Annotated in this window: 12 protein-coding genes; 10 read left to right on the forward strand and 2 right to left on the reverse strand. The window is 62.5% G+C overall.

Annotation, left to right across the window (positions count from 1 at the left end):
• Nucleotides 1–204 precede the first annotated feature (204 nt).
• Nucleotides 205–1,392 (reverse strand): NAD(P)/FAD-dependent oxidoreductase, encoded by a 1,188-nt coding sequence (locus ACWJJK_RS08855; RefSeq protein WP_454128889.1) that lies wholly within the window; start codon nt 1,390–1,392, stop codon nt 205–207.
• Between the two features lie 70 nt (nt 1,393–1,462).
• Nucleotides 1,463–1,888 (reverse strand): OsmC family protein, encoded by a 426-nt coding sequence (locus tag ACWJJK_RS08860; protein WP_077731082.1) that lies wholly within the window; start codon nt 1,886–1,888, stop codon nt 1,463–1,465.
• Between the two features lie 262 nt (nt 1,889–2,150).
• On the opposite strand from ACWJJK_RS08860, the gene ACWJJK_RS08865 reads away from it, so the two are divergent.
• The 10 genes from ACWJJK_RS08865 (at nt 2,151) to ACWJJK_RS08910 (ending at nt 14,128) form a co-directional block, all read left to right on the forward strand.
• Nucleotides 2,151–3,689 (forward strand): serine/threonine-protein kinase, encoded by a 1,539-nt coding sequence (locus tag ACWJJK_RS08865; protein WP_454128890.1) that lies wholly within the window; start codon nt 2,151–2,153, stop codon nt 3,687–3,689.
• Nucleotides 3,690–4,067: 378 nt separating this feature from the next.
• Nucleotides 4,068–4,622 carry a c-type cytochrome gene (locus ACWJJK_RS08870; protein ID WP_156879970.1) on the forward strand — a complete coding sequence of 185 codons (555 nt, stop codon included), beginning with the start codon at nt 4,068–4,070 and terminating at the stop codon, nt 4,620–4,622.
• Complete coding sequence (gene coxB, locus ACWJJK_RS08875) at nt 4,619–5,662, forward strand: cytochrome c oxidase subunit II (RefSeq protein WP_434130619.1); 1,044 nt, start codon at nt 4,619–4,621, stop codon at nt 5,660–5,662. Before ACWJJK_RS08870 ends, coxB begins: the two co-directional genes overlap by 4 nt.
• Before the next feature lie 241 nt (nt 5,663–5,903).
• Nucleotides 5,904–7,856 carry a cytochrome c oxidase subunit I gene (gene ctaD, locus ACWJJK_RS08880; RefSeq protein WP_454128891.1) on the forward strand — a complete coding sequence of 651 codons (1,953 nt, stop codon included), beginning with the start codon at nt 5,904–5,906 and terminating at the stop codon, nt 7,854–7,856.
• Nucleotides 7,853–8,461 (forward strand): cytochrome c oxidase subunit 3, encoded by a 609-nt coding sequence (locus tag ACWJJK_RS08885; RefSeq protein ID WP_347258371.1) that lies wholly within the window; start codon nt 7,853–7,855, stop codon nt 8,459–8,461. The genes ctaD and ACWJJK_RS08885 overlap by 4 nt, the downstream gene beginning before the upstream one ends.
• A 10-nt stretch (nt 8,462–8,471) precedes the next feature.
• On the forward strand, nt 8,472–8,843 hold the full coding sequence (locus ACWJJK_RS08890; RefSeq protein WP_454128892.1) for a hypothetical protein: 372 nt from the start codon (nt 8,472–8,474) through the stop codon (nt 8,841–8,843).
• Between the two features lie 8 nt (nt 8,844–8,851).
• Nucleotides 8,852–9,808, forward strand: coding sequence for a cytochrome c oxidase assembly protein (locus ACWJJK_RS08895; RefSeq protein WP_454128893.1), 957 nt, complete (start codon nt 8,852–8,854; stop codon nt 9,806–9,808).
• 214 nt (nt 9,809–10,022) lie between these two features.
• Nucleotides 10,023–11,888 carry a methanol/ethanol family PQQ-dependent dehydrogenase gene (locus ACWJJK_RS08900; RefSeq protein WP_454128894.1) on the forward strand — a complete coding sequence of 622 codons (1,866 nt, stop codon included), beginning with the start codon at nt 10,023–10,025 and terminating at the stop codon, nt 11,886–11,888.
• Nucleotides 11,869–12,294: a c-type cytochrome gene (locus ACWJJK_RS08905; RefSeq protein ID WP_210024208.1), complete on the forward strand. Its 426-nt coding sequence runs from the start codon at nt 11,869–11,871 to the stop codon at nt 12,292–12,294. Before ACWJJK_RS08900 ends, ACWJJK_RS08905 begins: the two co-directional genes overlap by 20 nt.
• Before the next feature lie 313 nt (nt 12,295–12,607).
• Complete coding sequence (locus ACWJJK_RS08910) at nt 12,608–14,128, forward strand: hypothetical protein (protein ID WP_156879967.1); 1,521 nt, start codon at nt 12,608–12,610, stop codon at nt 14,126–14,128.
• Nucleotides 14,129–14,173: the final 45 nt, after the last annotated feature.

Genomic DNA, 14,173 nt, shown 5'->3' on the forward strand with positions numbered 1-14,173 from the left:
GCCGGACACTGCCGAAACGTTCTGGGGCGTGAGGCTGAAACAAGCTGTGGTAGGTCGGCAAATCCCTTGCCGACAAAGAGGCGGTGCGTCGGGCAGTTGTAGGTCGGCAATCCGTTGCCGACGAAGCGGTGCGTCGGGAAGGGATTCCCGACCTACTCCCGAGCTGTGGTAGGTCGGCAATCCCTTGCCGACGAAGGCGTCTCATCAAAGCCTTCCCTTCAGGCTGCGAGGGTCGATCGGGCCGGGTTCGGCGATGAGCTCGCGGGCTAAGTCGACGCGTTCCCAGACGTTCCATAACAGCACGCCTCTGACCCGACCGTCCCGCAGGTAATAGACGACGCCTTTTCGGTTCGGCTCCGACCAATCGGCGACTGTTTCGAGGCGGGAGTCGGTTTCTCCGACGGCTTCGTATCCCAGCTCGAACAGATCCGAATAGAAAAACGGAAGATGGTGATACGGAACGGTTTCCCCGGCCATGTTTCGACCGGCGTGCTTGCCCATGGTATTGGCATTGTCTTCATGTTCGACCCGCAAGCGTGTGTCCAGGGCCGGATTGTAGAAATTGGCGACGTCTCCGCTGGCATACACGTCCGGAGTACCGGCTTGCAGGAGGCCGTTCACCACGATGCCGTTTTCCACTCGAAGGCCCGCGCCTTTCGCGAGCTCGATGTTGGGGACGATACCGATGCCGGCCACCGCGGCATCCACGGAAATCGCCCGTTCGTTGGTGGTCTTCCCGTCGCGTAAGGTCAAGACGAGCTGGTTGTCCGACTTTTGAAGATCGGTCACCTGTTGTCCGGGCAGGACCTCGACGCCTTGCTGACGATAGTAGTCGTTCAGGAACAGGCTGAGGTCGGGCGGGAACAGTCGCGCCCCTATCCCAGCGTCCGGAAAGACCATGACCACATCCTTGCCGTTCATCGTCAAGGCGGCCGCGATTTCAGAACCGATGAACCCGCCGCCGATGACGGCGAAGCGCTGTTTTTTCTCGCTCAGCGTGCGAAGGCGCTGATAGTCGTCCAGGGTCCGGAAGTAAACGATATCGTCGCCGCCGAATGGGAAGCGCCGGGGCGTTCCGCCGGTCGCCAGCAGCAGTTTGTCGAAGGTGTAGGACGTGCCTTGATCGTCGTCGACCCGCTTGGCGGCGAGATCCAGCGCCTTGGCGGTCCGGCCGAGGTGTAGATCAACATTCCGTTCGGTAGTCTTGCGCCAAATGCGCTCGACCGGTTTTCCTTTCCACAGCCCTTTGGAGAGAGGCGGGCGGTTGTAGGGCGGGTGCGCCTCCGCGCCGATCAAGCCCACCGAACCGTCGGTGTCGATCTCGCGTATGCCCCGAATCGCGGCGTCGGCTGTCATTCCGCCGCCGATGATGAGATAGTTGTAGTGCGGCATATCATTCGCCTCCGTCGGCGCCCTCGTCCGTCAAAGGTTTCGGCCGCGAGCGCCTTGAACTGTTTGGGCGCTAAACGAGCTTCGCCCTGAGCTTGATTTCGGCGCCGGTGAGAAGCCGGGAGACCGGGCAATTCCGTTTCGCGTCGTCGGCGAACGTCTGGAATGTCGCTGCGTCGATTCCGGGTACGTCGCCCTCGGTATCCAACTCGATCGCGGTGATCTTGAACCCTTCGCCCACCTTTTCGAGGTGGACTTTCGCCGTCGTCGCAATGCGCTTGGGCGTGTGCCCGGACTGCGCCAAGCCGTGTGCCAGCGCCATGGAAAAGCAACCCGCATGCGCCGCGCCGATGAGCTCTTCGGGATTGGTGCCTTGTCCCTCTTGAAAACGGGACGAAAACGAGTAGCTCCCGGTGAAGGCGCCGCTGCCCAATCGCATGCTTCCTTTTCCCTGAGCGAGATTGCCTTCCCACTCGGCCGATGCGCTTCGTACCGCCATGTTCCCTCCTTTAAGATCTCTAGGTCTAAGACGGTGGGTGGGAAGCTACTGCGCGTCCCGATGGCGGCCCTTCGACTAAGCTCGGGATGAACTTATCCTCGGACCACTCGTGACGTTCCCCGCGCACCGTTTAAGGTATGAGACTTTTCTCCGAAAAGAGAGTTGCACGTTTGTTTTTCCGCATCCTTCCGGGGAGGGGCTATCATAAAGAACGCCACCGAGCCGCGATGTGTTTGCAAAACAATCTTCCCTGATAAGAAAAATGACAGATATTCAGCAAACGTCTGGTGATGATGCACTCGACAAAACCAGGATCTTGCCCTCGTCCGCCGGCAATCGTCCGGGTCCGGCCGCGGTTGCCGCAGACGATGATGCGGAAAAGACGCGGCTGGCGACCCTCGCCCCTGGGGTGCCGGAGGCGCCGCGTCCCGTCGCGGCGCCCGCGCCGAGCGATGATGGCGATTCGACTCGGCTGAGTACCCGGACCGGCCACAGTGTCCCGCTGCCGGTCGAATCCGCGTTAACGGTAAGGCCTTTGCAAATCGGCGACGTCCTCAAGGACCGGTTCGTGCTGGAGCAGGTGCTGGGCGAGGGCGGAATGGGCGTAGTGTTCAAGGCACTGGACCTGCGCAAGAAAGAGGCCAACGACAAAGAGCCCTATGTTGCTTTGAAGGTCCTCAACGAGGATTTTCAGCAAAATCCCGTTTCCCTGATCGCGCTCCAGAGGGAGACCAAACGGGCTCAGACGCTTTCCCATCCGAACATCATCAATGTGTACGACTTCGACAGGGACGACCGGCACGTCTTCATGTCGATGGAATACCTCGAAGGCCAGCCCCTCAACCGATTGATCCGAGAGCTTCCCGAGGGGGGCATGCCGTTCAAGAAGGCCTGGCCGATCATCCAGGGCATGGCGGAAGCGCTGGCCCACGCCCACAAGAAGAACATCGTCCATTCGGATTTCAAGCCGGGCAACGTCTTCATCGACGAGAACGGCGAAGTCAAGGTGCTCGACTTCGGCATCGCCTGCGCCGCGGGCCGAACGGACAAGAAGGGCGGCGACGCGACCGTATTCAATGCCCGCGATCTGGGGGCGCTGACGCCGGCTTATGCGAGTTACGAGATGCTCAAGGACGAGGAGCCGGACCCGCGCGACGATATTTACGCCCTGGCCTGCGTGACTTACGAACTTTTGGCGGGGAAACATCCGTACGCAAAAATTTCGGCGGACGTCGCGGTCGAACTGAAATTGCAGCCCAAGCCCATCTCCGGCTTGAACGGCAGGCAATGGAGAGGTCTCAAGAGAGCCCTCGCCCTCAAGCGCGAGGACCGTACCCCGACGGCCGAGGATTTCATCGGCGATCTGCAGAAGCGGTCGCCGGTGTTCTACGGAAGCTGGGCCGCCGCCACGGTTGTCGTCCTGGCCATCGGCAGCAATGTTTACATGGGCCTGCATAAAGCCAAGGAGCCGCCCAAGATCGCGACCACGCTCACCGCCGAGCAGCACGCGAAAGTCGCGGATCTGCTGGAACTGGCGGACATTCACTTCGAGGTCGGCTATTTGACCGCCCCGACCGGCGCCAATGCTTTGTGGGCCTACCGCGAGGCGCTCAAGATCGATCCCTACAACGAAAAGGCGGCCAGCGGCATACAAAAGATCGCGAACGCCCTGGAGCTGGAGGCATGGAAAGCGTTCGAGCAAGGCAACCGCGTCGATAGCCTGAAGAAAGTATTGGAGGGGCTGGAAGCCGTCCCGAATCACGACGGTCTGCTCAAACTCAAGGGCAAGCTTGAACGTTGACAATGGAGCGTCCCGCGTTTCCGCTCCGTTTCCGGATACGCGGTTCGGGCTCGCACGCTGAGCGCCGGTCCCGAGGGACGGCAAGTCTAGGCACTTGTCATCCCGTCTTTCCGCCATCTCCCGCTATTCCTTGACAGCATTTCAGAAAAATCCGGTCTGTGCGCGGAAATGCCGGAGCTCTGTACGAACTATTGCGTATTTTTGGATAGAACGAAGGGCGGCCTGATCGAAATTATTGGATACGGAGACGTAAGTCCTCGTGTAGCGTCCTGGCAGCTTATCGGATTGGAGTGCCGTAACAAGAGCGGTCCGAGATAGGCGCGCAACTCCGAAAGTACGGAGTACCCTGAATCGAAGGAACGCAGAGGGTCGTCCCGCATGAATGACCGATATCTTCGCCGAAAATTGCCGCTGGGGGCGCTGGCTCTGTTGGGAGTTTTCGGTTTGGGTCTTGTTGCCGGCTGCCGGGAAGAACGGGGCATAGGCGAGTTCAGGCGGGCGCCGCCGGCAGGGGGAACGCCCACCGGCGCGCCCATGGTTGATTTGCGCCCCGGCCCCGAGATGCCGGAGCTGCCGCGATTCCGAAATCCTTTCGCGGGAGACCGGCAGGCCATCGCCGAAGGCAAGGAGCTCTGGGACTGGTTTAACTGCTCCGGCTGTCATGCAAGCGGCGGCGGGGCAATCGGTCCGCCGTTGATGGACGACGAGTGGATCTACGGTCCTCACGACGACAACCTGTTCGCCAGCATTGTCGAGGGCCGGCCCAAGGGTATGCCTGCCTACGGCGGGCGGATTACCGATGTACAGGTCTGGCAGATCATCGCTTACATCCGCACGCTGCAACCCGAGTACGCGGCGACCGGCGCGCCTGAACCCAGGCGCCGGGAATCGGCGGATGAAAGCGGGAAATCGCCCGGCGAGCCGAAACGATGAACCAAGGCGCATGGAATCCGGGCCCGAGCGGGGGAGCGCGATGCCGGGTGAAGCGGGTCGTCCTTCCGATTTTCGTCTTGCTGTTCGGCGGCTGTTCCGGGGTTCAGGACGCCACCAATCCGATGAGTCCGCAGGCACAGATGCTGGCCAACCTGTGGTGGGCCATGTGCATCGTGGCCACGCTGATTCTGCTGGCGGTCATGGTTGCGCTTCTGACCGGCGTGTGGCGCTCGCTGGGCCGGCGCGGGGAAGCGCCTCTGAATCGGCGCCAGAGCCGCAATCTGGTGCTCGCCGGCGGCGTGATACTGCCGGCTATCGTACTCCCGATCGTTTTGATTTCCAGCGTGTCGATTCACCGAGAACTTTCGGCGGAGCCGCCGGAAAATGCGCTGACCGTGGAGGTGATCGGACGCCGCTGGTGGTGGGAGATCCGTTACCTCGACGAACAGGATAGGGCGGTCGCGGTTACCGCCAACGAAATCCACATCCCGGTCGGCCGGCCGGTGAAATTCCTGCTCAAATCCAGAGACGTCATCCACAGCTTTTGGGTGCCCAATCTGAGCGGCAAGATGGATCTGATTCCAGGTCAGAGCAACGTCGCTTGGGTCACCGCCGACCGGGCCGGGGAATTTCGCGGCCAGTGCGCCGAGTTCTGCGGCATACAGCATGCGAACATGGCTTTTTGGGTGGTTGCGGAGCCGTCCGAAGTCTTTTCGAACTGGCTGGCTCGGGAGCGCGCTCCGGCGGTCGAGCCCGCCGATCCGGTTCTCGCCAGGGGACAGCAGGTCTTTCTTTCATCGCCGTGCGTACTCTGTCACTCGATCCGCGGGACCGCCGCGCTCGGACGGGTCGCGCCCGATTTGACCCACCTGGCCAGCCGGCGGACTCTCGCGGCCGGAACCCTGCCCAATAATCGCGGCAACCTCGCGGGCTGGATTCTCGATCCTCAGCACGTCAAACCGGGCAACAAGATGCCTCCCGTCAATTATGACGCCGAGAGCCTGCATCCCTTGCTGAGTTATCTGGAGAGCCTGAAATGAAGGAGAAATTTTACACGCAGTCGTCGGCAAGGGATTGCCGGCCTACGAAGGCTGGCGCTTGTTTCGGCCTACATGCTTGCGCCCGAGGTAGGTCGGGAATCCTTTCCCGACAGCTTCGTCGGCAATGGATTGCCGACCTACGATCGAGAAGTTTACGGACAGGGGCATCCTACATAGGCCGAGATAAGCCCCTCGGCTTCGGTCGGGACAGGCTTCGCGTTCGCGACAAAACGAAAAGGGCATGCCCATGACCGCGAGCACCGAAACGGACCGGCCGGGAGTCACGGATCAGGCGTCGGAGCGCCCGGCGATTTCCCGCAAGGCGGAAGAACTGGACCGGACCTGGTACTCGCCATCGGGGTTCTTCGGCTGGTTCACCCAAGTGAACCACCGCATGATCGGCAAGCGATTCATCATTACTTCCTTCATCTTCTTCCTGATGGCGGGAATCGAATCGCTGCTTCTGAGAACCCAGCTCGCGGTGCCGGAAAATTCGTTCCTCACGCCGGATCACTTCAACCAGCTTTTCACCATGCACGGCTCGACCATGATGTTTTTCTTCGCCGTGCCCATGATGGAAGGGCTGGGCATCTATATCGTGCCGCTCATGATCGGGACCCGCGACATGGCTTTTCCCCGCCTGAACGCTTTCGGCTATTACGTATACCTGATCGCCGGAGTGACGCTCTACGCCGCGGGTTTTCTGGGCCATGCGCCGGACGGGGGCTGGTTCGCCTACGTGCCGCTGACGCTGACCCAGTATTCGCCCGGACTCGGTCTGGACTTCTGGGCGACGATGATCACGTTTATCGAAATCTCCGCGCTGGTGGCGGCGGTGGAGCTGATCGTGACCATATTCAAGCAGCGTGCGCCCGGCACGTCGCTCAACCGCATGCCGCTGTTCGTGTGGGCCATGCTGGTGACCATGTTCATGATCGTGTTCGCGATGCCGCCCCTGATGGTGGGCAGCATCATGCTGGCTCTCGACCGCACGGTGAGCACCCATTTTTTCATGACCTCGGGAGGCGGCGAGCCGCTGCTCTGGCAGCATCTCTTCTGGTTCTTCGGCCATCCGGAGGTCTACATCATCCTGGTGCCGGCGCTCGGCGTCATCTCGTCCATCGTCGTGACCTTTGCGCGGCGGCCCGTCTTCGGCTATACCGCCATGGTGCTCTCGGTGGTGGCCATCGGCTTCGTCGCCTTCGGGCTGTGGGTGCACCACATGTTCACGACCGGCCTTCCGGCGCTGGGCGTGAGCTTCTTCACGGCCGCGAGCGTGATGATCGCCGTGCCGAGCGGCGTGCAGATATTCTGCTGGATCGCGATGCTTTGGGGAGCGAGGCTGCGGTTCGCGACGCCGCTTCTGTTCGTGCTGGGTTTCTTCTTCATCTTCGTGCTCGGCGGGCTGACCGGCGTAATGGTGGCCTCGGTGCCGTTCGATACGCAGGTTCACGACACTTACTTTTTGGTCGCGCACTTCCACTACGTGCTGATCGGCGGGGCGGTGTTCCCGGTGTTCGGCGCGATCTACTACTGGTTCCCCAAAGTCTTCGGGCGCATGCTGAACGAGACCGCCGGCAAGTGGAGCTTCGTCCTGATGTTCGTCGGTTTCAACATGAGCTTTTTCCCGATGCACCAGCTCGGCTTGCAGGGCATGCCGCGCCGAGTCTACACCTATCTGTCCGAATCGGGGTGGTTCGAATTGAGCCTGCTGGCGACCATAGGCGCGTACGTCTTCGCCCTCGGCGTGCTCGTCACCGCGGTCGACGCCCTGCTGAGTTTCCTGCGAAAACCCGACGCGCCGGACAACCCCTGGGGCGGGGATACTCTGGAATGGGCGACAAGTTCGCCTCCGCCCAATTACAACTTCGAGGATATCCCTGTGGTGCGCGGCCGTTGGGCGCTGTGGGAGCGCGGCGAGGAGCCGGCGGGAACGGTGGTGGGCCTCCGCTCCGGGCGGCGCGAAGTGCTGGTCACGACGCTGCTCGATGCCGAGCCGCACGCCGTGGCGATTCTGCCGGGACCTACGATCTGGCCTTTTCTTTCCGCCGTCGCGGTGGCGGCGGGTTTTCTCGGCTTCATCCGTCATCCGATCTGGTTCCCGATCGGCTTGCTGCTGACCTTCGTCGGATTCGTCGGATGGCTCTGGCCGCGCGCGGTCGGAGGTTCCGCCGAGGAGGAGCAAGCCCGATGAACGCCGAAACCCGCTTCGATGCCGGCGAGCTTCCACGATTGCCCGCCGACTACAGAGCGCCCTTGTGGTGGGGCATCGTCGGTCTCATCCTGGTCGAATCGGTGGTGTTCGCCACCCTCATCACCAGCTATTTCTATCTCGGCATCGATCAGCCGGAATGGCCGCCGGCGGGCACCAAGACGCCCGATCTGGTCAAGCCGACCCTGGGCACGCTGGTGCTGATGGCCAGCAGCCTGCCGATGCACTGGGCCGACCGCGGCATCACCCGAGGCAACCAAACGGCCCTGCGCTGGGGATTGTTGCTGAGCATCGCGCTGGCGGTGACGTTCTTGGTGCTGAAATACATCGAGTACAGCGAAATGGGGTACCGATGGTATACCCATTCCTACGGCTCCATTTCCTGGACCATCATCGGCTTTCACAGCACCCATGTGGTTGCGCTGATCCTGAAGACGGTCGTGGTCAGCGCTCTCGCATGGATAGGTTACTTCAGCGAGCGGCGCAGTCTGGCGGTGAAGGTCAACGGTATTTACTGGCACTTCGTGGTGGCGGTCTGGATACCGCTGTACGCCACGCTGTACTGGATGCCGCGCGTTTTAAAGTGAGGGAAGAAAGGTGTTGCAGGCCGATACGGAACGGTATTTTTCGGAGCGTAGCGGTATCGCCGCGCTATGGGCCGGTTTGCTGGCGGGTCCCGTCGCCTGGGCCTTGCACCTTCAAACCAGTTACAGCATCACGCCGTTCTTCCACGGCACCGGGTCGACTCTCGCCCTGTATCTGGTGACTTTGGCGGCCCTGGTGATCGCCGCGGCCGGCGGGTTGATCTCCTGGCGGAATTGGCAAAGGGCAGGGGCGGCGTGGCCGAGCGGAGAAGGCGGGGTGATCGCGCGGAGCCGCTTCATGGCGGTTTCCGGGATGATTGTCAGCGCCTATTTCTTCGTGACCATCCTGGCGCAGGCCGTTCCGATCATGATGCTGCGCTCGTGAGGCCTGCCATGGCACGAAACCGTATTGCGCGCCGAACCGTCATTCCCTCCTTGTCCACTGCGTTCGGTGTTCCCGCATGCGGACATGCTCACGAAGGGAGTTCGGCGATTTCCGGCTTTCAGTGGACCGCCTGGAATTTCGAGCCCTGGGTCCTGTTTTGTCTTGCGCTGTCGGCCGGACTGTTCATGGCCGGATTGCGGCGGCTGTGGCCGAAAGTCGGCGCGGGCCGTCGGGTGCTCGTCCAAAAAGCGCTGGCTTATGCCGGGGGATGGCTGCTCGTCGCTCTGGCCCTGATTTCGCCCCTGGATCGGCTTTCGAACGAGCTTTTTTCGGCACACATGGTCCAGCACGAGATCCTGATACTGCTCGCCGCGCCGCTGCTGGTCTTGAGCCGTCCGATCGCCTTTGCCCTGTGGGCGTTTCCGCGCGGGTGGCGGAAGTCTCTGACAGGCTATTGCAAAACCGGCTGGGTCGGGCCTTTCTGGCGCAGAATGACCGTGCCCTTGGCGGCCTGGACGATACACGGGGCCGTCATATGGATCTGGCATGCGCCGGTCTTTTTTCAGGCGGCGCTGAGACATGAGGACGTGCACACGCTGCAGCATCTGAGCTTTTTCGTTTCGGCACTGGTGTTCTGGTGGGCGATCATCCGCGGCGGCGAAGGGGCGAGAGGGTACGGGGCCGGGGTGCTATACGTGTTCTCCACGACGGTGCATACCAGCCTGCTAGGAGCGTTGCTGACCTTCAGCAGCCAGCCCTGGTATCCGACCTACGGCGGCTCGGCGGCGGCCGGACTGAGCGCGCTCGAGGATCAGCAGCTCGCGGGGCTCATCATGTGGGTCCCCGCCGGCGCGATCTATCTGGTCATCGCCCTCGGGATGTTCGCCGCCTGGCTGGAGGCGATCGGAAAAAACGCGGGCGGCGCGGCGGGGCACAGCGGGAGCCCGCTCCCGAGGGGACCATGATGTTGAGGGAGTTTTGAAAAAGTTATTTCCCTTTGGAGGGTGTCACAAAAATAGGATGTGCTGAACGCAGTGAAGCGCGGCAATCGCGAACTCTGTAGCTCTGTAGGATGGGTAGAGCGAAGCGAAACCCATCGATAGTGGGTTGGCGAAGCGTAACCCACCCTACGCGGAGTGTGTCCGAGCGGAACGGGGCGTTATACAAGGAGGATTCGACATGGAGCAGCCAAAAACCGGTCAGAGTCCTGTGGCCTATGCTTTGCCCGGCAAGATCGGAACGCGTCTCGGTGTGATGCTCGTCGCGCTTGGCGGTCTGGCCGGGTGGCCGGGAGTCGCGTCGAGTCAAGTTCCCGAATCACGGGTCCAGGCACAAGCCGTTCCGCCTGCCGAGGCGGAGGACGGCCAATGGACCATGCCGGCCAAGAACCATGCGAGCACCCGCTATAGCGGACTCGACCAGATCACGCCCGAGAACGTCGGGAATCTCAAGCTCGCCTGGTCCTTTTCGACCGGCCTGAACAAGGGGCACGAGGCGGCGCCGCTGGTGATCGGCGATACGATGTACGTCGTCACGCCTTATCCCAATGTTCTCTACGCGCTGGACCTCAAGGAAAAACCGGGCGCGATGAAATGGAAATTCGAGCCGAAACCGGCTGCCGCCGCGCAAGGGGTCGCTTGCTGCGACGTGGTCAATCGTGGGGCGGCCTACGCCGACGGCAAGATTTTCTTCAACACCCTCGACAACCATACTTTCGCGGTGGATGCGAAGACCGGAAAACAGGTCTGGAAGACCAAGCTCGGCGACATCAATCGGGGCGAATCCATGACCATGGCGCCCCTGGTGGTGAAGGGCAAGGTGCTGGTGGGCAACAGCGGCGGCGAGTTCGGCGTGCGCGGCTGGCTCACGGCGCTGGACGCCAATACGGGAAAAATCGCGTGGCGGGCCTATACCACGGGTCCCGACAAGGACGTGCTGATCGGTCCCGAATTCAAGGCTTTTTATCCGGAGGACAACGGCAAGGATCTCGGCGTCACGACCTGGCCGCCCGATCAGTGGAAGATCGGCGGCGGCGCCGTGTGGGGCTGGATTTCGTACGACCCGGAGCTGGATCTGATCTATTACGGCACCAGCAATCCCAGCCCGTGGAACCCGGAAATGCGGCCTGGCGACAACAAATGGACCTGCGGCATCTTCGCCCGCCGCCCCGCGACAGGCGCGGCGGTATGGGCCTACCAGTGGAGCCCTCACGATCTCTACGACTACGACGGCGTCAACGAGAATATCCTGGTGGATCTGCCGGTTAATGACCGGATTCGGAAGCTTCTTCTGCGCGCGGAGCGCAACGGGTACGTCTACGTCATAGACCGGACGACCGGGGAAATCCTGTCGGCCGACCCGTTCGTGCCGACCAATGTCACCCGCGGCATCGATCTCGAGACCGGACGGCCCATTCACGTCGAGGAAAAGAAGCCGCAGACGGGAAAAACCGTCACCGACATCTGCCCGGCACCGCCCGGCGCCAAGGACTGGCAGCCCGCGGCCTGGTCGCCGCGGACCGGTCTGTTTTACCTTCCGCACAATAACCTCTGCATGGACATGGAGGGATTGGAGGCCAACTATCTCGCCGGCACTCCCTACGTGGGGGCGCGGGTGCACATGCACGCGGGACCCGGCGGGCATCGCGGCGAGTTCACCGCCTGGGACCCCCTGAAACGGCAGGCCGTATGGAAGATCAAGGAGCGCTTCCCGGTGTGGAGCGGCGCGGTGGCGACGGCGGGCGACGTTGTTTTTTACGGCACCATGGACCGCTGGTTCAAGGCGGTGCACGCCCGTACCGGAGACGTTCTGTGGCAGTTTCAGGTCGGTTCCGGAATCATCGGCCAGCCGGTGACTTACCGGGGACCCGACGGCAAGCAATATGTCGCGGTGCTTGCCGGAGTCGGCGGCTGGTCGGGCGCCATCGTGTCGGGCGGGCTGGACCCGCGCGACGGCACCGGCGCGCTCGGCTTCGTCAACGCCATGAAGGACTTGCCCGAACACACCAACCCCGGAGGGACGCTGTATGTATTCGCCCTCCCGTAATGCCGGACGGGCGCTACCGGGAGAGGGGACGTGTCCGGGAAGCGGGATCGCCATGGTTTTCGTGTTGTGCCTGCTCGGAGCTTGCGGGGGCGGGAAAGAGTCCGACGCCATCGCCCTGACCGGCGGCAATCCGGAGCGGGGTAAGGACGCCATCCGCGCCTACGGCTGCCCGTCCTGCCACACTATCCCCGGCGTGTTCGGCGCGGATGGCCTGGTGGGGCCTCCTCTCGGCGGAATCGCCAAGCGGGTCGCCATCGCGGGCATTCTGCCGAACACCCCGGAAAATATGATCCGGTGGCTGCAAAATCCTCCGGCCGTCAATCCGCAGACCCTGATGCCGAACATGAATGTTCCGGAATCCGACGCGCGTGACATCGCGAGCTATCTTTACACGCTGCTCGATTGAAACGCTTGCGTGGCGGTGTCGCCGGCTGTGGATTGCTCTTCTTTTGTGCGGATGCGCGGCCGAGTCCCGGTTAGCGGATGAATCCGGGGGAAGCGGCGTCCGTCCGGCGGCATCTTTTGGTCTGCAATTAGAGAATTTTCCGATTCGGTGTCAGAGCGCCCGACAGGTAGGTCGGCAATCCCTTGCCGACTTATCGGCTCGGCAAAGGACTTTGTCGGAAGGGCAGCTCTGGCGCTCCCAGAGATGCCGTTTGCGATTGGGAAGGGATTGCCGACCTACGTGCTTCCCGCCCGACACGAAGCCGTGCACCGGGATGAAAAACGCTCCAGGCGAGGCCGGCCCGCTGCGGACGGCGGAAGGCTTGCGCTGGAGCGAGGTGCCGGACAAGTTATATGCCGGTCCTTTTTCGAAAGGCGCCCTGACCGGAGAGCGCTTCGGGCTGTTGCCGAGTTCCTCCTTTCGGCTCGCCACCGGGCGGTGCACGGATTGTCCGGTGCCCGAGGCGGCGCTCTGGTATTTTCGCGACGAACTCATCGCCGTTCCTGATGGACTTCGGCCGATCACCGGCACGGCGCTTTTCGAGCCGGAGCGGAGCGAAACGCCCCATCCGCCGCTGGTCTGGATCGGCGCTCCCGAGATCGTCGAACACGCGACCTTGTCCGAAGACGGACAGTTTCTCCGCGCACCGGCGGGTGAGATCGCGTTTGCGGTCACCCCGGCGATTCCCACCAATCGGGCCTATCTCGATCGTTCCACCGTGGCTTTTCTTTCGAAACGGCCGCTGCGCATGCGTGGCGTCACACTGAGCGATCGGGGGACTCCGGTTTTCGTCGCCCGGACGATCTGGCCGGAAGATACCCGTATCGACATCGATGGAGCCCGATTTGAGCCGTTGAAAGAGCGGGAAACCTTGACGACCTTGATCCGGGCACAGACCGGCGGCGTGACGGGCATCTACGCCGCGCGGGTGTTATGGGAGCGTCATCCGGGACAGCCCCGCCGCTGGGCGAGCCGCCCGGTGCTCGCCTTCGTGCTCGACGGCGCCCAGGGCGACGATGACGGCGCGCACGGCGGCCATCTCGCGCCCGCCGCCGGGATATTGGGCCCGCAAGGCGAATGGAGCGATTGGCTGGCCGCCAACTTCTATCCCATAGACGACAAGAACGCAAAAGGCATTCTCTCGGCCATGGTGCCCATGGACAATTACCTCGCGGATCTCAACAGCGGACAGGCCTGGTACCGTCCGAACTACATGCTCGTCGCGGTCATGCGCGATTCCCGAATTCCGCGCCGGGTGCAAGCCACCTTGCAACAGGTGCTACACGGCTATTACTGCCATGTCATCGGTTACGACCGGGCCGCCAACAACAGCACCGCGCTGGTCATCGATCCCTTGCGCTGGCTGGGCTGGAACATTCCGGAGACCGGTCCGACCAGCTATCTCGCCGCCGTGGCCGCTTTCCCGGTGGCGGCCCTGGTTCAGATGAGCCTCGCCGGCGGCAGGGATGTGTTTCGCACGCTCGCTGCGGAGAAGACCCGGCTCGTGCCCAGAGAGGCCTTCGAGACGATAGGCCGAGACCTTCTCGATCTCGTCGAGGGGAGCGCTCCGACGCGAGAGCTGACCCCTTTCGAGCAGATGCTCGCGGCCGATACCGAGGCTGTACTTTTCGTCCGGATACCGCAGATTCCGTCCAGCCGCCGCTTCGGAACCTATCCGGCGGGTTCCCTGACCGAACTCGCCGGCCGGGTGCCGTGGAGCCGGAATGAATGGGAAACCGCCCCGGACCCCGGCGAACAGCCTTTTCCGGAACGGCTGGTAGGCTCGTGCAGATGAGCAGCGACCGATTTGCCGGCGCGCATCCAGGCACGGCGCCCGGGG

This window comes from Methylocaldum gracile (genome assembly GCF_053646815.1).

Excerpts from the sequence above, each read along its gene's own strand:
- ACWJJK_RS08885 (WP_347258371.1), top strand. The coding sequence starts at position 7,853 with ATGAACGCCGAAACCCGCTTCGATGCCGGCGAGCTTCCACGATTGCCC.
- ACWJJK_RS08865 (WP_454128890.1), top strand. The coding sequence starts at position 2,151 with ATGACAGATATTCAGCAAACGTCTGGTGATGATGCACTCGACAAAACC.
- ACWJJK_RS08910 (WP_156879967.1), top strand. The coding sequence starts at position 12,608 with ATGAAAAACGCTCCAGGCGAGGCCGGCCCGCTGCGGACGGCGGAAGGC.
- ACWJJK_RS08855 (WP_454128889.1), bottom strand. The coding sequence starts at position 1,392 with ATGCCGCACTACAACTATCTCATCATCGGCGGCGGAATGACAGCCGAC.
- ACWJJK_RS08860 (WP_077731082.1), bottom strand. The coding sequence starts at position 1,888 with ATGGCGGTACGAAGCGCATCGGCCGAGTGGGAAGGCAATCTCGCTCAG.
- ACWJJK_RS08870 (WP_156879970.1), top strand. The coding sequence starts at position 4,068 with ATGAATGACCGATATCTTCGCCGAAAATTGCCGCTGGGGGCGCTGGCT.
- ACWJJK_RS08895 (WP_454128893.1), top strand. The coding sequence starts at position 8,852 with ATGGCACGAAACCGTATTGCGCGCCGAACCGTCATTCCCTCCTTGTCC.
- coxB (WP_434130619.1), top strand. The coding sequence starts at position 4,619 with ATGAACCAAGGCGCATGGAATCCGGGCCCGAGCGGGGGAGCGCGATGC.
- ACWJJK_RS08900 (WP_454128894.1), top strand. The coding sequence starts at position 10,023 with ATGGAGCAGCCAAAAACCGGTCAGAGTCCTGTGGCCTATGCTTTGCCC.
- ACWJJK_RS08905 (WP_210024208.1), top strand. The coding sequence starts at position 11,869 with ATGTATTCGCCCTCCCGTAATGCCGGACGGGCGCTACCGGGAGAGGGG.
- ctaD (WP_454128891.1), top strand. The coding sequence starts at position 5,904 with ATGCCCATGACCGCGAGCACCGAAACGGACCGGCCGGGAGTCACGGAT.